Below are 2213 nucleotides of genomic sequence, written 5' to 3'. Positions count from 1 at the left end.
TGGACGGCTGATCGGCGCGGGAAGCGGGGAAGTGCCCTCTGACCTGGGATGATCGTGTTGTGAAGACCCGATCAAGCAGGATTCGGAGGGCACTTCCGGTGCAACTTTCCCATAGCTGGTCGCGGGTCGCGCCGCGGTTCGATGATGAGAATCTCGTGTCGCATGCCGGGCTGGTGCCGGTGCTGAGGTTGGCGGAGCGGGCCGGGTTGTCCGAGCTGCTCGCCGGCAAGGTCAAGTTCAGGCACTCGCGGGTGCGGTCGGCAACGGCCAACCCGGCCGGCAAGCTGACCTCGATCATCGCCGGGATGGCGGCCGGCGCGGACTGCATCGACGATCTGAACCTGCTGCGCGCCGGTGGCCTGCCCGGCCTGTTCACCGAGGTGTACGCGCCAGCGACGCTGGGCCAGTTCCTGCGCGAGTTCGGCCGCGACCAGATCCGCCAGCTGGCGGAGGTGGCGCGCACACACCTGGCGCGGCTGGTCGCCCACAGCAACCTGCTGCCGGGCATCGAGCAGCGGGTGTATGTGGACATCGACTCGCTGCTGCGGCCGGTGTACGGACCGGCCAAGCAGGGCGCCAGCTTCGGCCACACCAAGATTGCCGGCAGGCAGGTGCTGCGCCGCGGGCTGTCTCCGCAGGCCGCCACGCTCAGCACCGACCGGGGCGCGCCGGTGGTGGCCGACATCCGGCTGCGCGCCGGGCGGACCGGCTCCGGCAAGGCCGCCGCGCGAATGATCCGCCGGGTGATCGCCACCGCCCGCGCCGCCGGCGCCACCGGACAGCTCCTGGTGCGCGGCGACTCCGCATTCGGCAACGGCCCGGTGGTCGCCGCCTGCCTGGACGCGGGCGCCCGGTTCTCCGTCACACTGATCAAGAACCGGGCGGTGGTCCGGGCCATCGCCGCCATCCCTGACCACGCCTGGACCCCGGTGCACTACCCGGGCGCGGTCATCGACCCCGATACCGGCGAACTGATCTCCGACGCCGAGGTGGCCGAGGTGGAGTTCACCGCGTTCACCAGCACCGCCCGCCCGGTCACCGCCCGGCTGATCGTGCGCCGGGTCCGCGACCGGGCCCGCGGCGACGAGCTGTTCCCGGTCTGGCGCTATCACCCGCTTTTCACCAACAGCACCGAACCCACCGCGCAGGCCGACCTCACCCACCGCCGGCACGCGATCATCGAAACCGTGTTCGCCGACCTCATCGACGGGCCGCTGGCCCACCTACCCTCCGGGGTGTTCGCCGCCAACAGCGCCTGGGCCCTCTGCGCGGCGCTCACGCACAACCTGCTGCGCGCCGCCGGCACGCTCGCCGACCCCGCCCACGCCGCCGCCCACGCCGTCGCCCGCGGCGCCACCCTGCGCCGCCAGCTCGTCGACGTGCCCGCCCGGCTGGCCCGCCCGCAACGCCGCCCCGTGCTGCACCTGCCCGCCTACTGGCCGTGGGCCGACCCATGGACCGCCCTGTGGCACGCCGCGCTCCCCCCAGCCGCCGCACCACCCACAACAACCGCCGCACTCACAGCCGCCGCACCCGCAGCCGCCTGACCCAGACCACCCGCCGCAGGGCCCGACCGGAGATCACACGGAAGGCTGGGCAGACCAGCGGCTCACCCCTGTCCCTCCACCATCAAGATCAACGATCGGACGACCAAGATCAGCCCGATGGCGGGTCCACGGATCCAGGCTAAGTGTGGCCAGTATCGCGGTGAGCATTCCCCTTCGGCCGTGCTGGGCGATCAACGCTTGGTGCAATCGGAGCAGGACCTCGCGGGGTTTCGCGCCGTGGTGCCCGGCCTCGGCCCGCAGTGTGTAGCGGGCCAGTGCGGTCAGCTTGGCCGCCTGTTGACCGGCACTCCGAATGCACACGGCCCCGTCACTCAAGGCGCTGATACCCATTCCTCGATCCAGGCGAGCTCCGTCGTCGACGAGGAGTGAGTCAAGGTGGAGTCCCCGCAGCGCAGCGAGGAGAACCGACCTTGACTCACGACGAGCGACGACCAGAATCGGCCGCGAGGAATGGCCTTGATCGTGCGCACCGTGAGTGCCGTTTGATCTTCAAAATGAGTGCCGGTCAACACCGTGGTTGGGGTCGTGGACGAACTCTTCGGCCAAGAGGTGAAGGCACACATCGAGTTGTGGGAGGCCGACGCGTCGACAGAAGTCGCCTCGAAGGTCGAGGAGCACGCGCGCAGCCGGCTGGCATCGTTCAAA

1 protein-coding gene is annotated in these 2213 nt (G+C 70.5%); it reads left to right on the top strand.

Annotated elements, in window-relative coordinates; all coding sequences use genetic code 11:
* Positions 1–98: 98 nt before the first annotated feature.
* Positions 99–1547: an IS1380 family transposase gene (locus tag VF468_02360; GenBank protein HEX5877155.1), complete on the top strand. Its 1449-nt coding sequence runs from the start codon at positions 99–101 to the stop codon at positions 1545–1547.
* Positions 1548–2213: the final 666 nt, after the last annotated feature.

It is taken from the genome of Actinomycetota bacterium (genome assembly GCA_036280995.1).
In the GTDB taxonomy this organism is placed as follows: domain Bacteria; phylum Actinomycetota; class CALGFH01; order CALGFH01; family CALGFH01; genus CALGFH01.
Note: the sequence above shows the minus strand (reverse complement) of the source record. Positions and strands in the feature narration are given on the sequence as shown.